Here is a 25,188-nt window from a genome sequence, read left to right on the forward strand (position 1 = left end):
ACTTTACACGCTACCCCGCCAAAAAACGCACTGCTGCTGTTGTTCGGAAAACTTTTTAGAAAGAAGAAGCAAATCTTCGTCTGGTAAAGAAGACTTGCAATAAAATGGGAACCTTGGCTGCCTGGAAGTATAGTCGTAAAATATGGCAAATCTATCTGAAGCTACAGGTACCTTCCCGCGATGGAAAACGCTTGCAGTGCCGGCAAAAACGACTGTTCCTGCTAACCCAGTGCAAGATTTGTGATTTAAGGGGGAGATGGCTCGACTCATGGTTGTGTGTCTGATATAGCCATGCTTGTACTTAAGAGCGCGGGTGGCTTCTGGAGTTAAAGACTGGGGAATATATTGAAAAGGACCGTTATCCTCATTAATATCATTCAGATAAACAATGATTTTGAGCAGTTTTCGATCTTCTGTGTCCATGTGCCACAACCTTGATTTCTTCTCAACGATGTTGGCTATATCTCTACGAAAATATGCACCGTGATAGGCTACTGGCAAACCAAGATAATTCTCAACAATATTTAGTAAACGCTGTTCTAGCCCCCAAAGAAAGATTTCTGGAGATGCCATTATTTGTTTGGAAGTGGCATGAACAACGTACTCATTTTTTTCTCCAGAGGTTATTGTTGGTATCTTTGGCATCAAGTTTTTTGCCGCCTCAAACATTTGTGGGCTTGAAGGAAGTGAGAGTGCCTCTAATGATGTAATGACAACTCCCTCTGTATTCAGAGTCTCTACTATTTCTCGGTCGGTATCAGATAAAGCAGGTAAACATTTGGTATGATTTTTTACAAAAATCTGATATTCTAAATCAGCACTATTTTTTACAAACGATATTTCATAGAGGTTTCTGAACAGTCGATTACGTACTTGCGTAGCAATAGTCATTGTTTTATTGGTAAATTATGAAACAATATTATTTCAGCCCTTACTAGGGATTTTACGCATTTTTTTGTCTGAAATGTTATATTTTTATCAAATTTTATAGTGATTTTATAAAACGGGTGATTCAGGGTTAATGTCCTACAGTATTCAAATATTCAGCTTTAAGGCTTGTTCTCCGGATATTTTTTTCTTGAAGATTTGTTACTTGAGTCAATAAGATTACTGAGAGGCAATACGGAGTTCTCTGTCTGTGCCCGTCAAATAAATAGCCTCAAGGATTTTGTATAAATCAGTTTTTGTAAAGCTTGAAAAACACCTTGTTTTACGTATTTTTTGTTAATTGACGGGGAATACACAATTTTTCAGTATTTGCGTACCCTCATAGTTTATCTTTACTACAGGTAATAAATCTTTAGATTTATCAAAAATTTATTTATTTAGATACATGAAAGTTTAAATACTTTATTATGAGAGCGTCAAAATTTTTACACTTCAACAAGAGAGCAGTTTTGTCCTATGCTGTTTATTAACGTGAGTTCGATAAAGTTTTTTATTAATTCAGTCAAAGCGGAACAATCAAACTTGACAGACAAACAAGAACACACAGGAGTCTGAGTAAAAATGAGGTTTATTGTCAGCCTAATCCTGTTGGGATTTCTGAGTGCGTGTACGACGAGTGTACTTGCACCAACCTCCCAATTGGTTCAAAAAGCACTTACGCTTGAGGTAGAGCAAACTCAGCAAAGACTCAACCAACAACTTGATTTAAATTTTCAAGGATTTGAAATTAACCGACTGTCAATTACTCAAGAACAACCCCTAACGATTCAAAACTTACTGACTTACCGCGTTCGAGGAACCTACGAACTTACGTTCAAGTTACAAAAACGGCAAATAAAGCAATCTCAAAAACCCTTTGAACTTTACCTACAACTTCAGAAAGAAGGTAAAACTTGGCGTTTACTGCTTCCTGAAAGTGGGGTTAAAGGTTCTTGGCGGAGTTATTTGGTTCGTTAGTTGTTAGTGGGAAACGGAGTCACCAAGAACACAACGTTCTGGATCGTTTTCATAGTGAGGATCTACCGATCGCAGGATTCAGTTGAAAAACCATCACAAGCATTTCTGCTTTACGTCCAATTCACGTCAAAGATAGAGGTGATACCGCGCTCGGAGATATAGCAAAATGTATTTCACCTTTTTTATCAGTTCCAGTATTGGTGTTTTGGTTTTCGTATTGCTGGTTTTTAGCTTGCTGCAATGGTTTCACGTACCGACTGGAAATTTCCTGGATTGGGTTATTGGTGGTGCAAGTTTTTGGTGGTTGCTCGCGATCGTCACTGTACCTTGGAACGTGCATTTTCAAGCAAAAGAAGTTTTGGCGGAAGCTGCACAATCTACTGAAAAAGGTATTCCAGTGGATGAAAAACAGTTAGATTATGTCAGGGTTTTGGCTAAGCGATCGCTTTTGGTTGCCATTGCGTTACACTTAATTTCAGCGATCGCTCTTTATGTTCTTGCTGCAGCTGGTATTAGTGCAGTCGGTTACATCGGTTCTGGTGCTGCTTTGTTATTGACTGGGTTGCGTCCGGCTGTCAGCGCTTACGAGTATCTCTATGCAAGGTTGACAATGATTCGCCAAGAATGGACGTATCCGCGTGAAGATATAGTGGAACTCCGTTCTCGTTTCCGTACTCTTGAAGATACTGTCAAGCGCCTAGAAGAACAACTGAATCCAGAACAACCCTACTCCCTAGCTGCGAATCAGCAAGTTTACACAGACGAAACTCGCAAAGACTTAGCCCGTCTTGCTGCTAATATTGAAGAGTTACGTGCTACCAATCAGACAGAACACGAACGTTTGGCAAGAGAAGCACGACAAGCAATAGCACAGCTTTCGACTGATGGGCAATTTTTAGACCACGTGCGCGAGATTATTCGTTTCTTCAAATCAGCCTGATAAGCAGTGAGGCATTTAAGTTTCTCATGCTGGCTGAGGGGAAGAAGGGGGGAGTGGGAGAGAGGGGGAGGGTTTTACTCAGTTTTGCCAAAATCTTAGAATATACAAGTTATATGCAAGGGCAGCTTAACTGTTTTTTACAGATAATGATAATCTAAGCAGTATTCTTTTGAAGAGCCAACTTTACATAATAAAATGACCCAAGCGCAAGGAAAACTCCCCAAAGGATCTCAAGCCCCTCAGTGGCTGCAGAAAATTCAGTGGATTACCAACCCCCTGGGTTACATGGATGCTGCGAAACAGCACTATGGTGATATTTTCAATGCACCAGTGATTGGGAACGACTCGTGTTTGTTATTCGTGAGCGACCCCCAAGCACTTCAGCAGATTTTTTCGGGTCATAACAATCAATTTATCGCTCCTCCTAACAGGCTTTTGCAACCCGTAGTAGGAGATCGCTCCATATTTGTGCTCGAAGGCGATCGCCATCGGAAAGAACGCAAACTTTTGATGCCACCTTTTCATGGCGATCGGATGTTCTCTTATGGAAAACGCATTTGCGAACTCACTGAGAAAGCAATGTGCAAATTGCTTCCCGGTCAGGTTTTCGTTGCACGGGCTCTTATGCAAGAAATCTCCCTAGAAGTTATTCTCAATGTTGTCTTCGGGATTTATGAAGGGGAGCGTTGTTTTCAAATCAAACAGTCCATCGTTGACTTACTAAATGAATTTCGATCGCCTTTTACATCGGGTTCGCTCTTCTTTCCATCTCTTCAAAAAGATTTCGGGACGTGGAGTCCTTGGGGTTCCTTCCTCAAAAAACAACAGCAAATCAATAAGCTCTTGTTTGCTGAAATTCAAGAGCGCCGTCAACAGCACGATCCTTCACGTACAGACGTTCTCACATTGCTTTTACAAGCACAAGATGAGGATGGCGAGGCAATGACAGATGAACAATTGCGGGACGAGTTGATGACGCTGTTAATAGCAGGTCATGAAACCACAGCTACGGCAGTTGCTTGGGCACTGTATTGGGTACATCGAACGCCAAGCGTCCAAAACCAACTGCTCCATGAGTTAGAAGCTCTAGGTACAAATCCAGATCCAATGGCAATTGTTCGTTTACCTTATCTGACAGCAATTTGTAACGAAGCTTTGCGGATTTACCCAATTGCAATGCTAACAGTACCTAGAGCCGTGAAAGAACCTGTCGAATTAATGGGCTACCAGTTACAACCAGGTACAAAGCTCTACGGATGTATTTACTTAACTCATCGTCGTGAAGATTTATATCCAGAACCAGAACAATTCAAGCCAGAGAGGTTTTTAGAAAGGCAGTTTACTCCCTATGAGTTTTACCCCTTTGGAGGTGGAATACGTCGTTGCATTGGCGAAGCTTTAGCATTGTTTGAGATGAAGCTAGTTCTCGCCACAATGATATCCCGCTATCAAATGACTTTAGCAAGCAACAAACCAGAGATTCCCCAACGGCGGGGAGTAACTTTAGCTCCCGGTACGGGTGTAAAGCTAGTTTTAAATGGTAAACGGTAACGATGTAAGCATTATTGGGAGAGAAAATTTATTTTGGTAAGTGTTTTTGATGTGATATATGTCATTTTTTAATCAACTAAGCCGCTTTGTTAACCTTTGGTTCTGGCAGTGGTTCACCTGTTGCTTCATAAGCCATAATTAGGGATTCTAGGGCTTCAATACCATTTGCAACTGCTTCCTCATAGCTATCCCCATGAGTCCGCCAACATTGTCCAGGGAAATCAGAAAATCCTACCAAGAAGCATCTGTCTTCTTCTGACCATTGAATCAACATTTAATACTTAAATTTACTCATCTCCTTGCTTCTCCTGCTGTTGCTTCTCCTCTACTTCTTTTTATTTAACTAGTCCTGACGCACCAGAACCCAGAGATTGCCATCGCTCCTAACTTTTGCTACTATCTAGACAGTCTAGCCAGTTAAAAATTATGAAGCAATGGCAACTTCAAGAAGCTAAAAACAAATTGAGCGAAGTGATTGAGGAAGCAATCCATCAAGGTCCCCAAGTAATAACCAAGCGAGGAGTGGAAGTAGCGATCGTTCTTTCTTATCGAGAGTATCAAAAAATGTTGTCTGCCCAGCAAAAGCTTTCTACGTTTTTTCAGACATCACCGCTAGCAGAAGTTGAGTTGGATTTGAGTCGGGACAAGAGCGATGCTAGAGAGGATGTGGCGTTGTGAGTTATTTGCTCGATACTTGCGTTATCTCCGAACTGATTGCGAAGCAACCAAATCAACAAGTGGTTGAATGGATTGATGAGCTTAATCCCGATCTCATCTACTTGAGTGTAATTACAATAGGTGAAATCTGTAAAGGTATTGAAAAATTGCCTCTCTCTAAACGCAAAACAGAATTACATACATGGTTAAACGATGAGTTACTGATTCGCTTTAGCAATAAAATTTTAACAATTGACATTGATGTCATGCGAACTTGGGGGACGTTGAATGGTAGATTAGAGCTGAATGGTCAGCGTATGGCAGCGATAGATTCATTGATTGCCGCTGTTGCATTAAATAAAGATTTTACTTTGGTAACACGCAATGAAGCAGATTTTCAACAGGCTGGGGTTAGGTTGATTAACCCTTGGAACGCTGTTTGACACTCTCCGCCCTATAAGGGCGAAGATTCTTCAATCACAGACCCAACTTGCTGATACAGGATTTCTCCAGTATGAGTAGAGGTCGAATCTCCTGAAGCGTTCGGATAGTAGATCCAAGTTCCCGTATGCCCTACGGTACTCAAGGCTAATTTCAGAATATTGATAGCGGCATTCGAGTCTCTATCTATTACAAAGCCGCATTCGCAAACATGGGTTCTTGTAGATAGAGATTTTTTGACTATTGCGCCACAACTGAAGCATTCTTGAGAAGTGTAGGCGGGGTTAACCGCAACAGTTATCCTGCCAAACTTCACCCCAAAATACTCCAACCATTTTCTGAATTTATACCAACCAGCATCATTAATAGATTTAGCGAGACAGTGATTTTTCACTAAATTTTTAATCCTCAAATCTTCATAGGATACCAAGTCGTGAGATTGGATTACGCAACGCGCCAGTCTCTTGGCGTGTTCTTCACGTTGCCTACTTATTTTGAGGTGTACTCGCCCTAATTTATTAATAGCTTTCTTACGGTTGGCAGAGCCTTTCTTTTTACGAGAAACGCGCTTTTGTCTAAATTTTAGACGTTTCTCTCCTGTGCGATAAAACCTTGGGTTAGGTTCACTATGTCCATTGCTGTCGGTATAGAATTCTTTAAGTCCTACATCCAAACCAATGGTTTTCCCTGTGGGTTGTGTTTCTAATTTGTTGTCTACACTAATCAGAAATTGAACATAATACCCATCAGCACGACGAACTAATCTAACTCGTTTTACCTGTTCTAATTGGTAGAAGTTTAAATCCCATGTTCCTTTCAGCTTGAGCGTACCAATACCTTTTTTGTCGGTGAAGGTTATTTGTTTCCTAGTCTCGGAAAGTGACCACCCAGAGGTTTTATACTCCACTGAGCGAGAATTTTTCTTGAACTTTGGATATCCCTTTTTACCCGGAACAGACTTTTTGCAGTTGTCGTAAAAACGAGCAATAGAACTATAAGCCCGTTCAATAGAAGCTTGGCAAGCACTAGAATTCAAAGCTTTTACAAACGGGAATTCGCTTCTCAATGACTTACTAAGGCGATACATTTGTTTTTGTCCCACGCCTCGATTATCCATCCAAAAACGGATACTCTTATTGCGAACAAATTGAGCCGTCCTAATCGCCTCATCAATGGCAGTATATTGAGTCGTTTTCCCTTTGGCTTTGAATTCTAAAACAATCATTTTCCGTGGAAAACTTCTACGCAAAATATTATAACACAAATAAAGTCGCCCTAGAAGGGCGAGGCTTTAGACCCATTCTCTTGGTAATAATTTCCCAGAGCCGTGTCTAGCACTTAATCAACCATGCAGCTGCTTATGAAATTTTGCGATCGCATCTGAATATTAAGTCCTGTTAATTAGTTACGATTAAATGGTCTATGCAAACCCCGGAAAACATGTCCCTATTCCCCCATCGCTCCCTGTAAGTAATTGCATTATCGTGCTATAAACTCTATTCTGTCAAAGCATCGAGTTTAACCTACTTTCTATTTCTAATGCGCTGAAGGTCTTACCAAAACTCTTCTATTGTTACTTTATCTAGCAATTCTTATCTTTCTTGTGTATAGTCACGGCTTCTCCATCCTACTTGTTGTAAAAACCGGATAGCATCAACTTGACCCAAATGTTCCACTAAAATTTGATAACCTTTTTTTCTCAGTTCTATTGGTGCCATCATTTGTTTCTCTCCTTGTTTTAAATATTATCCTCTTTTTGAATTTTTCAACCTAGTTATTATTAGAATATTTTAGGGATAGCCATAAAATCTATCTCATTTTCCTGAGGACAGTGAATAGCTCTACCAAAAGAATCGCCAGTTTCTGCATCGATGACTTCCACAATTTTAGCACGATCGGTGCAGATACTTCTACCTTTAGACATTCTCAACTCACCTTGGACAAAATAAGTCACTATCCACACCATTCGGTTGGTAGAAATCGATGATTTGTAAAGCCCCATTTTTGCTGCAAACTCCTGATATGTTGTAAGTTTTGCTTCGGTTATCTGTATATTCCTAAACTTTTTAGTAACACGGTCAAGCGGAATCAAGCGACTTTCTGGTAGGTTATTATTTGCAGGGTATATTCGCAATTCTGAATTTCTTGGTATTGCTTGATTCATTTGCTTTTTTGTTTGTAATTGTTTAGCTGTGACCGTCTGCAATACTAATAAAGTGGTGATGTTAGCAAATACAAAAGTAGATAATGAAATTTTTGTAAAAATGTTAATCATGTTCTTACTTTAATGAACCCTACTTGATTAAGAGTTTATCGAGTTATGGATACTGAGAAAACAAGCCGTCAATACTGGCTAGCTTCGCTTTATAATTTAGTGCTATAGCGATAATCAAGCGATCGCACATTGTCTTTGTGAACAGGAGATAAGCTGACTGCTAAGTAAGCAATTTCAGCAGTCAGTGGCAACAATGTAATGCCAGTTGGTTCCAAAGCCATCTGAAACCAGAGATCGGCTGTGCAAGGTAATTCCAGTCGTCCTCGTTGTTGCGCGAGAGCAACTTCGTAGCAGGATACTGGGGAAATACCCACTAAGTCAGCAGTTTCGATAATTTCTCGCCAGTGCGCTGGAAATCGCTCGAACTCTTGGTTGATAAACCAAATCCAGATATGGGTATCGAGAATAATTACTTGAGACATTCCCAATCCTGTTCTTCAATGATAGGGCTAACCAGATCGCCTAAGGTTCTACCTTTACCTGCGATGGAAGCAGGGGGAGTCCGACGCTTTATTGGTGTGGTATCCTCCAGAATTGTCACAATCACACGGGCAGATGATACTTTCGGCTCTGAAGTTAGCCATTTAATCTGACCGTTTTCAAAAATAGCTTCATAACTTTTAAGCATTTTTCCCTCCCGATTTCATAGTTTTAAGAATACTGACCTGCTGAAATCAGCCTTTCCTTTTCTTGTAACCGCTTTAATTCATTAAATCGTAGAATTTCAACAGTGCTGAGCTAGTACATAACTCATGGATTTTGACGTAATTGCGCGGCAGTAAATGTTTTCATAGTGTTTCTACCAACTTTATTAACTCACAAAGATTCATATTTATATTCTTATATCAATTCTTTATAAAGATGTGTATACCATTTTTGTATAAAGATGCATCGAATTAGCCCGCGTAGGCGGGCTTTGTTTGTATAGCCGCACATTTCTAATGTAAGGGTGTCGTAAGCGCAACTTCCGCAGCAACGCCCAACACTTACAGTAACCCTGCTGATTCATAAAGTCGTTTGAGCATAGCCACGATCTTATTCCCGTAGTCCAAATCGGCTGACCACCTTCCCGATAACTGGTCAACCGTTGAAGCAATACCCCTTGTCACAAATCGAAATCGCGGATCTACAACTTCTTGCACTAAGGGTTCCAAACTTGCGTAGGCTTTCAAATGTTGGATATGTGCCCGAACCCCAATTCTAGCACTCCCAAACGAAGCAGCTTCTGTACCTCCACCAATAGTACCCAACCCAGCAAAATTATTTTGTTCGGATCTTATATCCCCGCCAAATTGTAAAAACTCAGTTTCCAAACACATTTGGCAAAAAGCAATATCATAATTTACCCCTTCGATCGCAGCTTCTTCCCTGTAGAGTTTTGGTAAGTCGGGAAACTGCACTATGGCATTTTCATTGTTATTTCTTAAAAAGATTTGCAACTGCACTTCCGACGCATTACCATGTGACATAATTCTGTCAATTTGACCGGGGCAAATTTGTAAAATTGAGCGTAAGGATAAAGTGCGACTGGTGGCTTCCCAAGAAATTGCAATACTAAACTCGCGCAGTTCAACAGCTTTTACGTAAACAACCCGGCGATAAGTCACACGACGGACATTGGGTGCTTTAGACAAATCAATTCGCAAGCGATCTACTAAATCGACGGGAATGTAAGCATTCCCGTTGATGAGTATTCCTTGCTCTGAGTAATTTTGTCCATTGATATTGATATGGATTGCTTGATAAGTCGCTTGTTCAGGTTCCGTAGCTGTAGCGGAGTTGACTTCGCGACTCCAAGAAACTAGACCCTCAGCAATTCCTACAGCAAAATCACGACGGCGAGTTTGCAGCAAAGTGCGATCTTCAGGACTCGAGAGAAAACCAACTTGCATTAATAAGGAAGGAACGGATGTTTGCCGACAAAATGTTAAATTTCCCATTCCCGACGTTGCATCTGACTTCACTCCTCTATTAGGCAATTGAGGAACGCGACGCAGTAGCCCTACAAGCAGTAACTCAGCATGGCTCTTGCGATCTTCATTATTTGTAATGTAAAATACACTGGCACCACGTACAGAGGGATTGCTAGCTGCATCACAATGAATTTCCAAAGCAACATCTTTTTGACGAGCACGGGAGTTGATCCACGTTATGGTCTGCTGAGCACTCAAATCATCGGGAACTACCAAAATTTCAATATTACGCGCTCTCAGTTCTGAAACAATCAGATCTCGCAGGAGAATCATTTCTTTTGCTTCATTGGTACCTCCAGCGATTGAACCCGGATCGATACCAGATGCTTCTTTACCTCCATGAGCTGCTGACAGAAAAATACGTCCCATAATTAGTCCTGCTTCCTGTATAACGAGATTTTCTTCTTCGTACCAAGCGTACTTCCGCACCAATGAATATAATATTGCTAATGGCTAATGGCTAATAGCTAATTGTGAATTGCCGTTAGCCATGAGCCATTAGCCCTTTGGGTATCTCCTTACGGAGACGCTTCGCGTTGCGAAGCTATGCCCGCAGGGCTATACGCTAGTCCCCTACGGCGGGAGACCCGCCTCCAGGGCTAGTCTCACCATTAGCTATTAGCCGCTTCCAAATGCACATCCCCCGCTTGCACCCAGATACAATTGATGAAGTTAAGCACAGAGCTGATATATATGATGTCGTATCGGAACACGTTGTCCTACGCAAGCGCGGGAAAGACTATCTAGGTTTGTGTCCCTTCCACTCAGAAAAAAGCCCGAGCTTCACTGTCAGCCAAACCAAACAAATGTACTTTTGTTTTGGCTGTCAAGCGGGAGGAAATGCTATTAAGTTTCTGATGGACTTGGAAAAGCGCTCTTTTAGTGAAGTGGTTTTGGATTTAGCACGGCGTTACCAAGTTCCTGTCAAAACTCAAGAACCCGAACAATGGAAAGAATTGCAACGTCAGGTTTCTCTACGGGAGCAACTGTATGAAGTTCTTGCTGTAGCAGCACAATTCTATCAACACGCTCTCAAGCGCAGTGGCGAGAATGCAATGCAGTATTTGCAATCCAAACGCCACTTGAAAGAAGAAACAATTCAACATTTCGGTTTTGGATATGCTCCCCCCGGTTGGGAAACGCTTCACCGTTATTTGGTCAGCGATAAAAATTACCCCGTACAACTGGTAGAGAAAGCAGGTTTGATTAAACCTCGCAAGGAAGGAAATGGTTATTATGACGTGTTTCGCGATCGCATCATGATTCCGATTTGCGACGTACTCGGGCGCGTTATTGGTTTTGGTGGTAGAACGTTAGGAGATGACCAGCCAAAATATTTAAATTCCCCAGAAACAGAAGTCTTTCTCAAAGGGAAAACTTTATTTGCTCTGGACAAAGCTAAAGCAGCTATTTCCCAACAAGATCGTGTTGTAGTTGTGGAGGGATATTTTGATGCGATCGCTCTCCATGCTGCGGGTATTACCAATGCTGTTGCTTCCCTCGGGACAGCCCTAAGTTTAGAACAAGTCCGCGCCTGCTTGCGTTATACAGAATCCAAACAGTTAATACTGAATTTTGACGCTGATGCTGCGGGGACAAATGCTGCAGAAAAAGCCATAGGAGAAATTGCAGCACTTGCGTACAGTGGCGAAGTTCAGTTAAAAATTCTCAACATACCTGATGGCAAAGACGCCGATGAGTACTTGCTGAAAAACAGCCCGGAAAACTACAAACATCTCTTAGCCACGGCTCCTCTTTGGCTTGATTGGCAAATTCAGCAAATGACAAAAAACCGCGACTTAAAGAAAGCTACCGACTTTCAGCAAGTGTCGCAACAAATGGTGAAATTACTGAAAAACATTGGTAATTCTGATACACGCAATCATTATGTTTCTTCTTGTGCAGAAATTTTAGCTCAAGGGGATGCCAGATTAGTACCGCTAAGAGTAGAAAATTTGCTGTCTCAAATTCCTGCTTCATCCAGACAAGGAGTCTTACCGCCTAAGTTATACAAACCGCAAGAGAGAGAGATACGGCGATCGCATCAACAAGAAAGCACAAACACACCGGACAACACCTCCATTGCTCTCAGTCCCGAACAGATTCTTTTAGAACAAGCAGAAGCTTTATTACTGCGAATTTACTTGCATTATAAAGAATATCGTCAAGCTATAGTTGCAGCACTAGAAGAAAGGGATTTGCAATTTAGCCTTTCTCATCACCGATTTTTGTGGCAACAAATTTTGGAAATTCCAAATGAAATGGAAACCAATTTACTATCAACTGTACAAGATAGATGTCTGGAGTTTCCTGAAGAAACAGAATTAGTCGCTCACTTATTTCATTTAAATGAGAAAACTCAAAAAGAAATATTACTCCGCCATGAAAAACTGGTTCAAGCAGCAACTGCTTCAATGGAAGCTGTCATAAGAGAGAAGCGTTACCGCTATTTTCGCGAACTTTTCGATGGAACAGATCCTCAGGTAGAACCGGAAAAATGGCACTCATATTACCAAGCTTTCTATGCTGAAAAAATGCGGCTTCAAGAATTAGATCGCCAGCGCCAATTTTCCATATCAGATTTATTATGATTTGAAACTGGTTCAATCGCTTCCTGAAAATTATCATGCAACGCGTGGGCGGATTGCACGGTTATTGCTCATTGATGACTGCTAAATTGTTCAATGTTAAAGTAAATTTTGTCCATCCACCAACACTTTCAACTTCAATAGTCCCTAGCAATTGTTCGATCAGTTTTTGCGCCAAAGCTAGCCCCAAACCAGTACCTGGTTGTCTCTTAAATTGAGGGCTGCGAACCCGGTAGAATTTATCAAAGATTTTTGGTAAGGCTGTGGAGGGAATTTCTGTGGAATTACTAATAGTAATAATAGTACTGGACGTAGAAACATCGTTCCGAATGCTAACTGCAATCTCACCACCTATAGCAGTATATTTACAAGCATTATTTAACAATTCTCCTACAATTCGTGTTAAACACGCGTTATCAGAAATTAAGGGTGGTACTTCAGGGGGAATACTCAACAGTAACTTTTGCTGATGTTCCTGAATGCGGGCGGAGAAACCATCAACAATGTTTGTTACCCAAGTTTGTAATTCTAATGGCTCGGGATTTAAATGATGAGTTGTTCCTGATTCTGCTTTCTGCAAATCTAGCAAATCGTTGATCAAAGTCATCTCGCGATCGCACTCTGCTCTAAGAATGTTGATATACTGCTGACCGTGCTCGCCAATTCCCGTATTTTGTAGGAGTTGAATTGCCATTCTAATATTAGATAGAGGAGCGCGTAATTCGTGAGACACAATAGATAAAAATTCGTCTTTAAATTGATTGATTTCTGATAATTTTGCTAAGACTTGCTCTTGTTCTAGTTGCTTTTGGCTTGCTTCACTAGCTAAATTTCGCTCTGTCATATCTCGAAAAATGACAAGTGAGCCAATAATATTACCTAGATCGTTTTTTATTGATGCCGTACAATATTCAATTTGTACTTCTTGACTATCCTGAGAAATGAGAGTTGTTTCTTCCGATAAAAGAACTTTTTCTTCTTGAAGCGACTCTATTATATTATGGTTTTGGTCGCGATTTTTTGTAGGAACAATTTTAAATATTTCTGATAAATTTCTTCCAAATGCTTCTTCTTGTCGGTATCCCGTAATTTTCTCAGCCATAGGATTTATAAAAGTGACAGACTGTTGGCGATTGCAAACAATCACACCATCACTTATCCTAGTGACAGCAGTTACGAGTCCTTTTTGATTTTCCTTGAGTTGCCTTTCTTTCCGATGCTTGCTTAAAGCTATTTCAATTGTCGTATGTAATTCTTTTTCTTTAAAAGGTTTGAGGACATAACCAAATGGTTCTGTTAAACGCGCTCTTTCCAATGTATTATCATCTGCATACGCGGTTAAATAAATAATTGGAATATCAAGATGATTTTGAATTTCTTTAGCTGCCTCGATACCATCTATATTTCCTTTTAATCTAATATCCATTAATATAAGATCTGGATTGATTTTTTCAGCTATTTGGATGGCTTCTTCTCCTGAAGAGGCAATAGCAGGTACGTGATAGCTCAGTTTGAGCAGACGTTTTTGTAAATCTTTAGCAACTATTCCCTCATCTTCCACAACTAAAATTGTTTTCAGTGTCATTTTTTTCTCCAAGTTAAATTTTTCTCCAATACGGGAAATACAATTTCAACCTCAACTCCATCAGCAGACTTTATTTTTATATTGCCAGACAACTGATTTGTTAAAGCATCTACTAACTGCAATCCTAATGATGTTGTATTTTTTAAATCAAATTTTTTGGGTAAACCAATACCATTGTCACGAACTTTCAGGTTCAACACATTATTATTTTCTACCTGAAGCTCTATCGAAATTTCTCCTGTTTTACTTTTAGGGAAGGCGTATTTTAGGGAATTGGAAACAAGTTCCGTGATAATCAAGCCGCAAGGGATAGCTGCATCTAAGCTTAATAATACGCGCTCGACATTGACTGTAAGCGAAATCACGTTTGTGTTGACTTCGTAAGAACTAAATAAACTTGCTACTAAATCTCGAATATACTCACCAAAATCAATTCTTGCAAGATCTTGCGATTGGTACAATTTTTGATGGATCAAAGCCATAGATTCAATTCGCATTTGGCTTTGTTGGAATATTTCTAGGTCATCTTTGTCCTTAATATATTCTGACTGGAGATTCAGCAAACTAGAAATGACTTGTAAATTATTTTTAACTCTATGATAAATTTCCTTTAAAAGAACTTCTTTTTCGAGTAAAGATGCTTGGATCTGTTCTTCTGCTTGCTTGTGTTCGGTAATATCAACGCAAGAGCCAATATAGCCAGCAAAGGTATTATTCTCCGTATAGTGTGGCATACCTGTATCTAAGATCCAACGGTACTCACCATCCTTTCGTCTCAGTCGGTACTCCATTTTAAAGCTTTGCCGAGCATCAAAAGCTGTAGTACGGGTAAGAAAACAACGCTCTTTATCCTCAGGATGAATTGATTCCAACCAGCCATAACCGATTTCTTGTTGAATTGTTCTTCCAGTAAACTCCAGCCAAACTTTATTGAAGTAATTGCAAAGCCTTTCGATATCAGACACCCAAATCATCACGGGGGCTGTGTAAGCTATGAGGCGAAACCGCGCTTCACTCTCTTGCAAAAATGCTTCTCGCTGCTTGTATTCGGTAATTTCGGCTTGCAGCGATTTATTAAATTCTATTAAATCCCCTATCTGTTGTTGAAATCGTGCTTCTAGTTCCTCACGTGCTTTTTCTAGTTGAGATGGAACGGATGAAGTCTGGGGTTTAGGTAATAAAGCGACGAACTGTACAGCAATAACAACTGACACCATCGCCATCAAGATTTTGATAAAACTTGAGAGCCAGAAGTCAGAATGCCATAGTGTCCATACTTCTATCAAATAGAATCCACTAAAAGCGATCGCGAACATACACAATTCCACAGCCGAAAAAACTCTAACTAAATGTAAAAACAGCATTAAGCTTAGAAACTAAGTGCTATAAATAAATGTTCGGAATGGTAATCTATGAATTTTCATCTTTTCTTGGTCTGATGCAAAGCGTAAGAATACTGATGCCAACGCCTCGCCTTAAATCATAGCTGGGTCATAGCCTACGGATCTCTGATTTTTGGAGTGGGAAAAGGACGATAAAGCGACAAAGGAGACAAGAGGACAAGGGAGAATAATTCTTATCCACTAACAAAAGATAAAAGACAAATTTTTTATGAAATATTACTTAACGAGAGTTGTTGCGATCGCGGTTTTGTTCTTAACTTCTGCATGCGGTTCTTTTACCAAATCTGGAGCATCATCTCAGAACGGATATTCAACAGAACAAACGCACCGTGGAGACAGCTCCACAACTCAGGCAAAATTAACAGCTCCTAAAAATCTTGCTCGGAATCAGCCTACCTCATTAGTTATTGAGGTTCAAGACTCTCAAGGAAAATTCGTCACAAATTTTGACACTTTTCCAGAAAAGACCATGCACTTGATTGTCGTTAGGGATGACTTGCAATCATTCGATTTCATTCACCCTACATATAAAGGAAATGGACGCTTTGAGGTTAATACAACTTTTCCCACACCGGGTGAGTATAAAATTTTTAGCGATTACAAACCATCCGGACAAAAAGAACAAGTTTCCCTCATGTCACTGAAAATTCCAGGTTCAGTTCCGCTTCCCAAGGATTTAGAAAAGTTTAACACAACCAAGATATTAAATGATACTAAAGTCAATTTAAAAATATCTGAACCAGCTCTCAAGGCTGGTAAAGAAGTAACCTTAACGTTTGATGTTCGGGAAACTGCAAACAATCAACCAGCTAAGGGTTTGGAACCGTATTTGGGAGAAAAAGGGCATTTAGTCATTTTAAAAAGCTCATATCCACTTTCAACACCAGATTATATCCGTGCTCGTGCTCTCAAAGAGACTGGTAATGGACAAATAGCTTTTCAAACGAGTTTTCCGCAGCCAGGAACATATAAACTTTGGGTTCAGTTTAATCGCAATGGCAAAATTAATACTGCTGATTTTTGGGTAAACGTTTCATGAAGTGTCAAGGATAAAGAATGAAAGATTCATATTTCATCCTTTATCCTTGATACTTCATCCTTAATTAGAGCGGCTGTGCTGGCGCTGACCTTGGATTTATCCCACTTTGTCCTATTTCAAATTGGCTCATCATGTCGTGGTCTTCGTGAACCATGTTGTGGCAATGGTACATATATTTACCTAGTTGAGGTCTAAATCTGCCAATGATTCGTACTGTTTCGTTTTCACCAACATAGAACACATCCTTCAAACCACGTTCGTAAGGAAAAGGCGGTACTCCATTGCGATCGAGAATTTGAGCATCGATGAGGTGAAGGTGAACTGGATGAAACCAAAGACCAGAAGGATTGTGCAGGCTCCAAATTTCTACTTCTTCTAATTGTGGATTGGCATCTACTCGATTTGGATTCCAACCGTTACCGTTGATGACCCACACACCATTTATATGGTCAAATGTGAAGTTACGAGTTCGCACTGCTGAGGATTCCGTCAGAAATTGAATATTGCGTAGTGTATTGGGAATTGAACTGTTATCAACTTCAGAACGCACCACATCAAAGCGCATGATGACATTTGTGTTGCCAAAATTATCGTTGTTGGGAAGCCCAAGATTTTGCAGTACAACCTGAGACCCTACGGGATATTTAGAAAAATCGATGATTATGTCATATCTTTCTGCCATTCCAAGACGCATATTCTGAGTATTGGCTGGCGCACTCATCAATCCAGCATCTGTACCAATGACAATCAAGTCATCACCCGTACTCAAAGCAAGCCTGTAAGAGCGAGAAATAGATGCATTTAAAACTCGAAAACGATATTTACAGTTTGCAACCTCCATACGAGGCCAAGGAACACCGTTAACTGTAATGACTTCCCCCATTAAACTGTGCTGTCCTTGGTCGTCAAAAATTAATGACCCATCAGAACCGAATTGTTTATCATGAATAATCAGAGGAATATCGCGATCGCCTTTAGGGAGTGGCAAACTCAGCTCTTCATTATCTTGAACAAGATACATTCCAGCCAAACCCATATAGACATTTCGAGAAGTTTGACCGAGAGCGTGGTCGTGGTACCACAAAATAGCAGAAGTAGGATTGGGATAGACATAATCCTTGTAGTACCCCGGAGGAATCAAATCCTCAGCATAACCGTCATACTGGGGTAACGATGGCATACCGTGTAAATGAACTGAGGTATCTACGTCAAGATTGTTGATATACCTAACAATAGATTGTCGATTTCTACTTTGTCTGATTGTAGGACCGGGAAACGTACCGTTGTAACCCCAAATCTCAGTTGTTCTCCCAGGTAGGACTCCTACTTGAGCCTTTTGCATGACAATTTGGTAATAATCGGTGGTAGAATCACTGAGTACAGGATTTAATACGGGTGGTGTATGAAAGGGAAGCACGAACGGTTCAACTCTTTCATCAGTTCTTTGAGCATATCCCCGATACTGAAGCCCTACGGGAAGTAAAATAGAACCTCCTGCAAGCGCTGCAATCTTCAGCGCTTCACGCCTGCTTATTTTGTTCATTGCTAGATATTCCCTGGTTAATTAAGGTTGCACAGTTACGAGCGCTCGCTAGGAGGTGGTAACAATTTGCTCAACTAACAAGCGGTCAGAACTTTTATGTAGTGCAATTATTTCAGAAAAAATATAACGATACGCTTAAGTAAGTTTAAGTAATAGTACTAAATATTACGCCATACTGTAAGAAATAACAGATGGTAAATTTGAATAAAAGTTACATTTTTATGATTTTTATACTCTCAAGATTTTATACAAAAGATGAAATATGTAGTTTTGCAATCTCTCAGTCATGTTAAAAGCTGTTTATTGACAACATTTTTAATAGTTTTCATTAAAATTTATTGAAATAAAAAAGGGCTTTGAAGATTTATAAATAATTGTTCTAAATTTAACAAATATCAATTTTTACGTTTTATAAATTTTTGATTTTCTATAAAATATACGTAAAAATACTTATGAGTTATTTACGGCTCGCGATTTTACTCCTTTCCTACCAGAAGATTACCGACGAGTTATGCAAAAGAAAAAGAGATAGTAACTTCTGGTTGCGCTATTTTATTAACCACTCACCAACTGGCTATAGCGGAAGAACCGAGTATTTTTGGTCAATACAGCAATTTTTCAACCGTATCTACCTCTCAAAAATACGTATTTTGGGAGAACTAAAACCAGTAGCGCAAAACGTGAGATTTTAGAATAAAATAGCTCTGCCTTATAGTGTTTTTTAGATGAATAAACCACAATTCGTAACGTGGGGATTACCTTTCAAAAGGTTATTATAAAGGCATTTAATACTAAATCCGCGTCTTATACCCCCTTTATAATTTAGTCCGCGTAGGCGGTGAGACCAGTGCTGAAGGCGGGTTTCCCGCGCCCTGGCGACTGGCGAACCCGGAGGGACTTCGTTTGTATAGCCGTGATTTCTAATCACTAGGGCTTATTGGGGTTATAAAAAAGGATTTAGTATAAGATCAAGCCGTACCTACCTTACAGAAAATTGCTGTAAATTTAGTGTGATTTATGTTTTTAATGTCCCGATTAACGAAGTCGCCTAGCAGCATCGACATCCAAAAATAATGTTGCTGAATCGCACGTGCGAAGAATAGAAGCAGGACAATCAACTGTCACATCACCATACAACATCTGTTGTACGATTTTCTCTTTACGTTTTCCTTGTGCTAGACAGATAATTTTGCGAGCGGAACAAATCAAAGGGATAGTTACGGTAAAAGCATATTGGGGAACAGCTTCTAATTTTGAGAAGTAACCCGTACTGACTTGTTGTTGGCGGTTAACATCATCTAGCTTCACAAGTTTGACTGCATGGGGATCGTTAAAATCAGCGACAGCAGGATCGTTAAAAGCGAGATGTCCGTTTTCGCCAATACCAAGACAGCACAAATCTATAGGTTGTGCTTGCAGTAATTTAGTGTAGCGATCGCACTCTCTTAAAGGTTGCATTGTATCACCTTCAATGTAGTGAAATATTTTAGGATTCACTCGCTTTTCAACACGTTCTCGTAAATAGTGGCGGAAACTTGCAGAATGGTCAGATTCAATACCCAAGTATTCATCTAAATGAAACAAGATAATTCGCGACCAATCTATACCACCATTTGCGCTCAAAGCATCAAGAAATTTAAGTTGAGAGTTCCCTGTTGCTAATAATAAAACAGCCGTTTCTTTCTCTAGGAGGATGTTTTGTAAATACTGTTGTGTTGTTTCTGCAACATCCTGCGCCAGTTCGAGTTCGGAGTTGTAAACCTGTACCTGTAAAGCATCGACACGAAAAGACTTTTTTGCGGTTGGCATTGGACTATACAGAAAATCTTTGACTTTAACTCAAAAAAAGGAAACGAGTAAGGGTATACTTACCCGACACCCCCTACTCGCATCTTATAGGTTGTCACAATTTGGATAATTAATTATAGTTTTTTCTTCTCAATCAATGTTGTCAAATAACAAATTTGGAAAAAAGAGTGTAAACTATTTAAAGAAACTTTACAAGAGTTTACACGGTAGAAACCATGCTGGCAGCAATTCTTTTTGATCTTGATGGAACTATTGCCAATACTGACCCAATACACTACCAAGCGTGGCGGGAAATGCTAATGAATTATAGTATAGACATTGACGAAACATTTTATAAATCCCGAATAAGCGGGCGGACAAATCCACAAATTATAGAAGACTTGCTACCACAATTATCATCAGAAGCAGGTGCAAAATTTGCAGACGATAAAGAAGAACTTTTCCGGCAAAAAGCTAGAGAAATTCTCAAACCCATGAATGGATTTGCAGAACTCATTGCATGGACAGATACACACAAACTCAAACGTGCTTTAGTCACAAACGCGCCAAAACTAAACGTACAATTTATGTTAGAAGTTTTGGATATTCAGAACGTATTTGATACAGTTGTCTTAGGAGAAGATTGCATAGCAGGCAAACCAGACCCAGCCCCTTACCAAGTATCGCTGGAGCAGTTAAATATAACAGCAGAACAAGCGATCGCACTAGAAGACTCACCATCTGGAATTCGTTCTGCTGTGAGTGCTGGTATTCCCACCATTGGTGTAACCTCCACCCACGACCCAAATGTTCTCTTAGCAATTGGGGCATTTATGACCATTCCAGATTTCACCGATTTGCAATTGTGGACACAGTTGAATTCACTTATTTCGCAGGATTTTGTTAAAACGGCTAATAGCTAATGGCTAATAGCTAATGGCTAATAGCTAATAGTTTAGTATGAGAAAAATTAATCATTAGTACTGGTGGGCAATGCCTACCAGAGATTTTAGTGGGTATTACGCCACTCCTTTGGGCGCGAGGAAACTAATGCACGAGGGTTGCTTCCCTATATGTATTTCACAGATCAAATAGGATTGCCATAGCTAATAGTTTAACACTACAACCATTAGCAATTAGCAATTAGCTATTAGCCATTAGCCATTAGCAATTAGCCATATCAATTTTTTATTAAATTAAAACGCAGTTGAGAATCTTGGTCGCAACCCCTACCTGAAGAACAGGGTTCAACTCTGACAAGAAAAACTCCTCCCTCGCGATCGCGAACACCTGCAGGTGAAAACTTAATTCTTCCTGCTGCACCAAACGCTACAAAGTCTGGTTTAGAAAGTGTCTTTTGTAAACCCTCACGAGTACTGTCTTCTCTCAAGCCTGTAATAATTGCTTGAAGTGCGTCATATACGATCGCAGTACGGGGGCTAACTTCACCACCCCAAAGACGAGAAGCTTCTGTGGAGAAGGGATTGTCTGGATTTGCATCCCAATGCCATGGTACAGCTAAAACCATTTTGTTGAGGTTTTCTTTTCCATACTTCAACATTCTGCTGTTGTACATCATTTGAGAACCAAACAGTGGGAGTTCCCCTTGTATTTTATTTTCTCGTAACAACTCGAAAAACTTTGAGTTTGGATTGTTAATCGAGCGGTAACCGGGGAATAATAGCAAACCTTCAGCGCCATCTGTTCTGGCTCTTTTTAAAATATCACTGACCGGAGTGCTATCGCTAAAATCACAATTTGTATTGGTGACTTTACCGCTATATTTACTACTTTTAATAGAGTCTTGGTGTAGTTTTATGAGGGTCTCTCGGTTGACACTTGGCTCTCTGGATCTGTCTTGTGTTTGTTGTGATGATGAGTCTTTACAAATAGCTATATTTTTTATACCAGTTTTTTCCACGATATATTCAGCTAGCTTATCGCTAAAAATATCAGGGCTGGGAGTCGCGTAAAATACATACTGTTGTCCCTGAAATGATTGTCTGGAACTTAGATTGGCGGTTGAAACCATTACCAACTTGCGATCGTTATAAATAGACGGCTCGCGAGTAAACCCTACTACGGCTAAAATTCTTGGATCGTCAATTAACTGACGATTTAGACTTTCAATAGCCTGAGTGTCTCTAAAATTTGAAATTGCGGCAATTTGAAGTTGCAACCAAGCGCCATTAATTTTGTCACGGCTGTTATTAAGCGCGTCTTGAGCTTGAGCTACCCCGCGTAAAGTCTCTTCTGCTTGGTCTACTGTTCCGAGTGGCAAAATAACACCAACTTTTATAGGTGCTTTTGTCTGACTTTTATTTAATTCTGCATTAGCGTTATTTAAATAAATTAAAGTCTCGGGGTCGTTACGATTCTTGTTCAAAGCTGTGGTAAATTGCCGCACAGCAGTGGAAAAATCACCTTTGGCAAATGCTTTACTCCCTTCAGCTTTTTCAGTAGAATTGTTCTTAGTAATAAAAATTTCCTCACCCAAACTCATGTTATCATTTGAGGATGCATTGAGCGAGCCCGAATTTGGTATTTGATTGTTCGTTTGTTTTGGACTGACAACTCTACCTAGCAACCACAAAATGCCTGCTATGAGCGAACCAGCTATCAAAAAAGAAGCAAGCAACCTGATGTTTTCTTTCTCATTCATATAACGAACCTAAAATAAAATTTATATACTCGCTTGAAAATAGGGGAAGGAATAGGGATTGGGTAAGTTCCCTAACCGGAGTTTAAAAATAATTGGAAATCAATTTGTTTAAAAGTTGTGACAAATTGATAAGAGCAAAAGATAATAATCCAGCAAGAAGAACTAGCAGTACAAAAACGCCCAACCCATTTAGACCGGAGCGGAGCAGATTGGAAAACGACAGGCTTTGGTAAACCAGGAAAATGAATAATGTTGTAATTGCAGAAACAACAAACAAATAGGTTTTTTCGGAAATTGAGAGAGCTTGAAAAAAGATAATAGTTCCTAAAAGCAGTAACCAGATTCCAGAACTCATCCAAACTGTTTCTAAAAAACTCAGAAGGATAAGAGCCAAAAATGAGCTTCCCGATCCTGCAATCACTGCTGAGGGAAGTAGTTTCTTGAGATGCAAAGATGGGTCTGGTGGTTGAGTGTATGAGGGAATTGTTGAAGGTTGGTGCGGTGACAGGACTGTGGAAAACGAGCTGAGTTGTGATGTCCCAGAATATTGTTGCGGTAGTAGGTTAAAATTTAAATCTTGTAAAACAGCCCTTGCTGATTGATAGCGCTCTTCATGATGAACTTGCAACAACTTATCAATAATGTGCGCTAATTCCTGACTGATGGGTTGTTGTACGTATTGTCGCCATCTGGAAACCCAGCCATAGCCCTCTCTCAACCATATATCTATGGGATGAGCATTAGTGAGCAGATGAAAGCAAGTCCCTCCCAAACTATAAAGATCGCTAGATGGATAAGCCTCACCCTTTTGCATTTGCTCAAGCGGTGCATAACCAAAAGAACCAATATATGTTCCCGGTTGATGGTTTGTCACTACCGTGTTTGTCTTGTGCTTTGCTACTCCAAAATCAATAAGCACCAATCTCCCATCACTTTCCCGGCGAAGGATATTTTCTGGTTTGATATCTCGATGAATTACCTGTTGCTGATGGACTGCTGCAATAACGGGTAATAAATCATACAGAAAACCTCGAATTTTTACTTCATCAAATACCCCCTGCTGCTTTAACTCTTCCAACAAATTTTGCCCTTTGATAAATTGCTGCACTAAGTACAGATAGTCATCTTGCTTAAAATAGGCATATAAATGAGGAATTTGAGGATGCTCTCCTAAATGTTGCAGTCGTTTTGCTTCTTGCTGAAATAATTCTGTTGCTTTTTTCAGCGACCAGCTCCCTTGAACTTGTGGTGCTAGTTGTTTGACAACACAATGCTCATCCAACTTATCCATATCCTCTGCAAGATAAGTACGAGCAAATCCTCCCCCTCCCAATGGTTTAATAACGCGGTAACGATTTCTTAGTAAATAGACTAATTCTGCTCCGCAATTTACGCAGAACTTTGTTCCATCTGGATTTATAGGCTGAGAGCACTCAGGGTTTAGGCAGCAAAGCATACTATAATATTAATCTTTATTAAAGAATATACATTAGAGTGTCTTAGGTGTTAGCTAAGTAGATGTAACAAATAATTGAGTTTATAGAACGGTTATTCTATTATAGACTGGCAAAAAAAACAGTTTTTCTTCTTGAAATCAGTGTATAAAATAATATCAATACTTACTGAGATAGCTACATGAAAGTAGAGACCAATAGCAAAAGAAAGTCACTTCCACCAAAGCTTATAATCAAGTTAGGGAAGTTTGTTTGGGTCACTCTTTGGCATACGATGATGTCCAAGCTTGCTCCCCGCAATACCTCAGGAGAATACATTCGTCCGAGCAGTTATTTTCGGAACTTTGTAAGAGCAGAGACAGACAATCAATATTTACCCGCAGCAAATCGCTACAGCTTGATAGTAGGAATGAGCTGTCCCTGGGCGCACCGTACTCTTGTTGTGCGAGCACTCAAAGGTCTTGAACAAGTTCTACAAGTCACTATAGTTTATCCTTCTCCAATAGAAGGGGGTTGGATCTTCGAGCGGGAGTATGAAAACTGTCGCACGCTTGCTGAACTGTACCAGCTTGCTGAAACGGGCTATACCGGACGGTGTACGGTTCCGGTTTTATGGGATAACCAGACTAAAACTATCGTTAACAATGAGAGCGCAGAAATTATCGTAATGCTAAATTCAGAGTTCAACGAGTTGGCTCAAAATCCGACTTTGGATTTGTACCCGAAGGAACTCAAACAGAAAATTGATGACTGGAACGATCTGATATATACAAGTGTCAATAACGGTGTTTATCGTTGTGGATTTGCTCAAACTCAAGAAGCTTACGATCGCGCTTGCAATGAACTCTTTACAACTTTAGATAAGATTGAGGATGCACTGAGTTCAAATCGATACTTGTGTGGAGAAACTGTAACATTAGCGGATGTCCGTCTATTCACTACACTTTTTCGTTTTGATAGTGCATATTACGGGCTTTTTAAGTGCAACCGTAGAAGAATTAAAGACTATCAAAATCTTAGTGCTTACCTGCGTGATTTGTACCAACTTCCTGGTGTTGCTGACACTTGTGATGTGGAAAGTGTAAAGCAGGATTATTATGGCAATCTTTTTCCTCTCAATCCGGGCGGAATTATCCCCTCAGGTCCTGATATGGCTTATCTTTACGAACCACACGATCGCAATCGCTTCACGTAAACAGCGCGATCGTAGCTATTCCATACGTCTAACTTACAATAACGGGGTTAATAACTCATCGAGATAATTGAGCAGCAATTACAAAAAATAGATGAATTTCTAAGGAACCCTAAAAAGGAGTTGGAGCTTGAAAAATTGACAGATAATTTAAAACTAAGTGAGTCTAAAATTAATTCTAATATTGCAAAT

24 protein-coding genes are annotated in these 25,188 nt (G+C 39.9%); 10 read left to right on the forward strand and 14 right to left on the reverse strand.

Translation table 11 applies throughout. From position 1 onward, the window contains the following. Positions 1–3: 3 nt before the first annotated feature. Complete coding sequence (locus tag AB0756_RS29105; protein ID WP_038076944.1) at positions 4–891, reverse strand: phytanoyl-CoA dioxygenase family protein; 888 nt, start codon at positions 889–891, stop codon at positions 4–6. A 618-nt stretch (positions 892–1,509) separates the two neighbouring features. Between AB0756_RS29105 and AB0756_RS29110 the strand changes: the two genes are divergently transcribed. From AB0756_RS29110 to AB0756_RS29120, 3 genes are all read left to right on the forward strand, one after another. Further along, positions 1,510–1,905, forward strand: a complete 396-nt coding sequence (locus AB0756_RS29110; protein ID WP_038076941.1) for a hypothetical protein — start codon at positions 1,510–1,512, stop codon at positions 1,903–1,905. 166 nt (positions 1,906–2,071) lie between these two features. Further along, positions 2,072–2,845, forward strand: coding sequence for a hypothetical protein (locus AB0756_RS29115; RefSeq protein ID WP_038076937.1), 774 nt, complete (start codon positions 2,072–2,074; stop codon positions 2,843–2,845). A gap of 195 nt (positions 2,846–3,040) precedes the next feature. After that, a complete protein-coding gene (locus AB0756_RS29120; RefSeq protein ID WP_050046731.1) occupies positions 3,041–4,396 on the forward strand; it encodes a cytochrome P450 in 1,356 nt (451 codons plus the stop codon). A gap of 76 nt (positions 4,397–4,472) precedes the next feature. Here AB0756_RS29120 and AB0756_RS29125 read toward each other — a convergent pair whose 3' ends face one another. Then, a complete protein-coding gene (locus AB0756_RS29125; protein ID WP_038076931.1) occupies positions 4,473–4,670 on the reverse strand; it encodes a type II toxin-antitoxin system HicB family antitoxin in 198 nt (65 codons plus the stop codon). Positions 4,671–4,822: 152 nt separating this feature from the next. Here AB0756_RS29125 and AB0756_RS29130 point away from each other — a divergent pair, with 152 nt between their 5' ends. Both AB0756_RS29130 and AB0756_RS29135 read left to right on the forward strand, forming a co-directional pair. Continuing rightward, on the forward strand, positions 4,823–5,074 hold the full coding sequence (locus AB0756_RS29130; RefSeq protein ID WP_038076927.1) for a type II toxin-antitoxin system Phd/YefM family antitoxin: 252 nt from the start codon (positions 4,823–4,825) through the stop codon (positions 5,072–5,074). Beyond that, entirely contained in the window at positions 5,071–5,496 is a 426-nt protein-coding gene (locus tag AB0756_RS29135; RefSeq protein ID WP_038076924.1) for a type II toxin-antitoxin system VapC family toxin, read from the forward strand. Before AB0756_RS29130 ends, AB0756_RS29135 begins: the two co-directional genes overlap by 4 nt. A gap of 11 nt (positions 5,497–5,507) precedes the next feature. On the opposite strand, the gene AB0756_RS29140 is transcribed toward AB0756_RS29135, so the two are convergent. The 6 genes from AB0756_RS29140 to tftA form a co-directional block, all read right to left on the reverse strand. Then, positions 5,508–6,719, reverse strand: a complete 1,212-nt coding sequence (locus AB0756_RS29140) for an RNA-guided endonuclease InsQ/TnpB family protein (protein ID WP_038080764.1) — start codon at positions 6,717–6,719, stop codon at positions 5,508–5,510. A gap of 367 nt (positions 6,720–7,086) precedes the next feature. After that, complete coding sequence (locus AB0756_RS29145; RefSeq protein WP_272899916.1) at positions 7,087–7,215, reverse strand: hypothetical protein; 129 nt, start codon at positions 7,213–7,215, stop codon at positions 7,087–7,089. Between the two features lie 59 nt (positions 7,216–7,274). After that, positions 7,275–7,769, reverse strand: coding sequence for a hypothetical protein (locus AB0756_RS29150; protein WP_038081976.1), 495 nt, complete (start codon positions 7,767–7,769; stop codon positions 7,275–7,277). An 89-nt stretch (positions 7,770–7,858) separates the two neighbouring features. Further along, positions 7,859–8,191: a type II toxin-antitoxin system VapC family toxin gene (locus AB0756_RS29155; RefSeq protein WP_237265961.1), complete on the reverse strand. Its 333-nt coding sequence runs from the start codon at positions 8,189–8,191 to the stop codon at positions 7,859–7,861. After that, the gene (locus tag AB0756_RS29160) at positions 8,179–8,397 is read right to left on the reverse strand and encodes a hypothetical protein (RefSeq protein ID WP_038081977.1); all 219 of its coding nucleotides are present in this window, start codon (positions 8,395–8,397) and stop codon (positions 8,179–8,181) included. Before AB0756_RS29160 ends, AB0756_RS29155 begins: the two co-directional genes overlap by 13 nt. A 358-nt stretch (positions 8,398–8,755) precedes the next feature. Further along, the gene (gene tftA / locus AB0756_RS29165; RefSeq protein ID WP_038081999.1) at positions 8,756–10,111 is read right to left on the reverse strand and encodes a hormogonium tapered terminus morphoprotein TftA; all 1,356 of its coding nucleotides are present in this window, start codon (positions 10,109–10,111) and stop codon (positions 8,756–8,758) included. Between the two features lie 263 nt (positions 10,112–10,374). On the opposite strand from tftA, the gene dnaG reads away from it, so the two are divergent. Then, a complete protein-coding gene (gene dnaG / locus AB0756_RS29170) occupies positions 10,375–12,333 on the forward strand; it encodes a DNA primase (protein ID WP_038081979.1) in 1,959 nt (652 codons plus the stop codon). A 61-nt stretch (positions 12,334–12,394) separates the two neighbouring features. Here the strand turns inward: dnaG and AB0756_RS29175 are convergent, their stop codons facing one another. Together AB0756_RS29175 and AB0756_RS29180 are read right to left on the reverse strand one after the other, a co-directional pair. Further along, complete coding sequence (locus AB0756_RS29175; protein WP_038081981.1) at positions 12,395–13,915, reverse strand: hybrid sensor histidine kinase/response regulator; 1,521 nt, start codon at positions 13,913–13,915, stop codon at positions 12,395–12,397. Then, positions 13,912–15,279 (reverse strand): sensor histidine kinase, encoded by a 1,368-nt coding sequence (locus AB0756_RS29180; protein ID WP_167844772.1) that lies wholly within the window; start codon positions 15,277–15,279, stop codon positions 13,912–13,914. Before AB0756_RS29180 ends, AB0756_RS29175 begins: the two co-directional genes overlap by 4 nt. Positions 15,280–15,526: 247 nt before the next feature. On the opposite strand from AB0756_RS29180, the gene AB0756_RS29185 reads away from it, so the two are divergent. Next, positions 15,527–16,357, forward strand: a complete 831-nt coding sequence (locus tag AB0756_RS29185; protein ID WP_038081984.1) for a hypothetical protein — start codon at positions 15,527–15,529, stop codon at positions 16,355–16,357. Positions 16,358–16,421: 64 nt separating this feature from the next. Here the strand turns inward: AB0756_RS29185 and AB0756_RS29190 are convergent, their stop codons facing one another. Beyond that, positions 16,422–17,900, reverse strand: a complete 1,479-nt coding sequence (locus AB0756_RS29190; RefSeq protein WP_050046732.1) for a multicopper oxidase family protein — start codon at positions 17,898–17,900, stop codon at positions 16,422–16,424. A gap of 452 nt (positions 17,901–18,352) precedes the next feature. On the opposite strand from AB0756_RS29190, the gene AB0756_RS29195 reads away from it, so the two are divergent. After that, positions 18,353–18,592 (forward strand): hypothetical protein, encoded by a 240-nt coding sequence (locus tag AB0756_RS29195; RefSeq protein WP_408104031.1) that lies wholly within the window; start codon positions 18,353–18,355, stop codon positions 18,590–18,592. Between the two features lie 343 nt (positions 18,593–18,935). On the opposite strand, the gene AB0756_RS29200 is transcribed toward AB0756_RS29195, so the two are convergent. Beyond that, complete coding sequence (locus AB0756_RS29200; protein ID WP_038081986.1) at positions 18,936–19,709, reverse strand: glucosamine-6-phosphate deaminase; 774 nt, start codon at positions 19,707–19,709, stop codon at positions 18,936–18,938. Between the two features lie 215 nt (positions 19,710–19,924). Between AB0756_RS29200 and AB0756_RS29205 the strand changes: the two genes are divergently transcribed. Continuing rightward, a complete protein-coding gene (locus AB0756_RS29205) occupies positions 19,925–20,611 on the forward strand; it encodes an HAD family hydrolase (protein ID WP_038081987.1) in 687 nt (228 codons plus the stop codon). 257 nt (positions 20,612–20,868) lie between these two features. Here AB0756_RS29205 and AB0756_RS29210 read toward each other — a convergent pair whose 3' ends face one another. Both AB0756_RS29210 and AB0756_RS29215 read right to left on the reverse strand, forming a co-directional pair. Continuing rightward, entirely contained in the window at positions 20,869–22,350 is a 1,482-nt protein-coding gene (locus AB0756_RS29210; RefSeq protein WP_050046733.1) for an ABC transporter substrate-binding protein, read from the reverse strand. An 82-nt stretch (positions 22,351–22,432) separates the two neighbouring features. Continuing rightward, positions 22,433–23,806: a serine/threonine-protein kinase gene (locus AB0756_RS29215; RefSeq protein ID WP_050046734.1), complete on the reverse strand. Its 1,374-nt coding sequence runs from the start codon at positions 23,804–23,806 to the stop codon at positions 22,433–22,435. Positions 23,807–23,985: 179 nt separating this feature from the next. Between AB0756_RS29215 and AB0756_RS29220 the strand changes: the two genes are divergently transcribed. Beyond that, positions 23,986–24,999: a glutathione S-transferase family protein gene (locus tag AB0756_RS29220; protein ID WP_038076894.1), complete on the forward strand. Its 1,014-nt coding sequence runs from the start codon at positions 23,986–23,988 to the stop codon at positions 24,997–24,999. The last annotated feature ends 189 nt before the right edge of the window (positions 25,000–25,188 follow it).

Source organism: Tolypothrix campylonemoides VB511288_2 (genome assembly GCF_045999855.1).
In the GTDB taxonomy this organism is placed as follows: Bacteria; Cyanobacteriota; Cyanobacteriia; order Cyanobacteriales; family Nostocaceae; genus Scytonema; species Scytonema bouteillei_A.

Excerpts from the sequence above, each read along its gene's own strand:
- AB0756_RS29130 (WP_038076927.1), top strand. The coding sequence starts at position 4,823 with ATGAAGCAATGGCAACTTCAAGAAGCTAAAAACAAATTGAGCGAAGTG.
- AB0756_RS29155 (WP_237265961.1), bottom strand. The coding sequence starts at position 8,191 with ATGTCTCAAGTAATTATTCTCGATACCCATATCTGGATTTGGTTTATC.
- AB0756_RS29180 (WP_167844772.1), bottom strand. The coding sequence starts at position 15,279 with ATGCTGTTTTTACATTTAGTTAGAGTTTTTTCGGCTGTGGAATTGTGT.
- AB0756_RS29195 (WP_408104031.1), top strand. The coding sequence starts at position 18,353 with ATGAGTTATTTACGGCTCGCGATTTTACTCCTTTCCTACCAGAAGATT.
- tftA (WP_038081999.1), bottom strand. The coding sequence starts at position 10,111 with ATGGGACGTATTTTTCTGTCAGCAGCTCATGGAGGTAAAGAAGCATCT.
- AB0756_RS29125 (WP_038076931.1), bottom strand. The coding sequence starts at position 4,670 with ATGTTGATTCAATGGTCAGAAGAAGACAGATGCTTCTTGGTAGGATTT.
- AB0756_RS29205 (WP_038081987.1), top strand. The coding sequence starts at position 19,925 with ATGCTGGCAGCAATTCTTTTTGATCTTGATGGAACTATTGCCAATACT.
- AB0756_RS29105 (WP_038076944.1), bottom strand. The coding sequence starts at position 891 with ATGACTATTGCTACGCAAGTACGTAATCGACTGTTCAGAAACCTCTAT.
- AB0756_RS29120 (WP_050046731.1), top strand. The coding sequence starts at position 3,041 with ATGACCCAAGCGCAAGGAAAACTCCCCAAAGGATCTCAAGCCCCTCAG.
- AB0756_RS29215 (WP_050046734.1), bottom strand. The coding sequence starts at position 23,806 with ATGCTTTGCTGCCTAAACCCTGAGTGCTCTCAGCCTATAAATCCAGAT.
- AB0756_RS29190 (WP_050046732.1), bottom strand. The coding sequence starts at position 17,900 with ATGAACAAAATAAGCAGGCGTGAAGCGCTGAAGATTGCAGCGCTTGCA.
- AB0756_RS29110 (WP_038076941.1), top strand. The coding sequence starts at position 1,510 with ATGAGGTTTATTGTCAGCCTAATCCTGTTGGGATTTCTGAGTGCGTGT.
- AB0756_RS29140 (WP_038080764.1), bottom strand. The coding sequence starts at position 6,719 with ATGATTGTTTTAGAATTCAAAGCCAAAGGGAAAACGACTCAATATACT.
- AB0756_RS29150 (WP_038081976.1), bottom strand. The coding sequence starts at position 7,769 with ATGATTAACATTTTTACAAAAATTTCATTATCTACTTTTGTATTTGCT.
- AB0756_RS29115 (WP_038076937.1), top strand. The coding sequence starts at position 2,072 with ATGTATTTCACCTTTTTTATCAGTTCCAGTATTGGTGTTTTGGTTTTC.
- AB0756_RS29145 (WP_272899916.1), bottom strand. The coding sequence starts at position 7,215 with ATGATGGCACCAATAGAACTGAGAAAAAAAGGTTATCAAATTTTAGTG.
- AB0756_RS29160 (WP_038081977.1), bottom strand. The coding sequence starts at position 8,397 with ATGCTTAAAAGTTATGAAGCTATTTTTGAAAACGGTCAGATTAAATGG.
- AB0756_RS29175 (WP_038081981.1), bottom strand. The coding sequence starts at position 13,915 with ATGACACTGAAAACAATTTTAGTTGTGGAAGATGAGGGAATAGTTGCT.
- dnaG (WP_038081979.1), top strand. The coding sequence starts at position 10,375 with ATGCACATCCCCCGCTTGCACCCAGATACAATTGATGAAGTTAAGCAC.
- AB0756_RS29210 (WP_050046733.1), bottom strand. The coding sequence starts at position 22,350 with ATGAATGAGAAAGAAAACATCAGGTTGCTTGCTTCTTTTTTGATAGCT.
- AB0756_RS29200 (WP_038081986.1), bottom strand. The coding sequence starts at position 19,709 with ATGCCAACCGCAAAAAAGTCTTTTCGTGTCGATGCTTTACAGGTACAG.
- AB0756_RS29220 (WP_038076894.1), top strand. The coding sequence starts at position 23,986 with ATGAAAGTAGAGACCAATAGCAAAAGAAAGTCACTTCCACCAAAGCTT.
- AB0756_RS29185 (WP_038081984.1), top strand. The coding sequence starts at position 15,527 with ATGAAATATTACTTAACGAGAGTTGTTGCGATCGCGGTTTTGTTCTTA.